The following is a 290-nucleotide window of genomic DNA, read 5'->3' on the forward strand; positions in this document are numbered from 1 at the left end:
GGCCGGCGCGGTGCTGCTGTCGGTCGAGCACGGCGACCAGAAGCGGCGCGGGCTGTCCGCGTCGTGGACGCAAATGGGCCCGTCGTTCGGCACGCTGCTCGGCACCGGCTGCATCGCGCTCGTGACGCTGTCCACCACGTCGGGAGACTTCCTGTCGTGGGGCTGGCGCGTGCCGTTCGCGGCCAGCGCGCTGCTCGTCGTGTTCGGCTTCTGGCTGCGTCGCGGCGTCGACGAAACGCCGCAGTTCGAGCAGCTCGCCGAGTCGCACGCGACCGCCGAAGTCCCCGTCG

Annotated in this window: 1 protein-coding gene; it reads left to right on the plus strand. The window is 72.4% G+C overall.

Annotation, left to right across the window (positions count from 1 at the left end; translation table 11 throughout):
* Window positions 1-290 (plus strand): MFS transporter (locus tag SB816_RS30910; protein ID WP_410548107.1); only part of this gene is annotated, 290 nt, incomplete at both ends.

The sequence above is a fragment of the Achromobacter sp. SIMBA_011 genome (assembly GCF_046535435.1).
In the GTDB taxonomy this organism is placed as follows: Bacteria; Pseudomonadota; Gammaproteobacteria; order Burkholderiales; family Burkholderiaceae_B; genus Achromobacter; species Achromobacter dolens.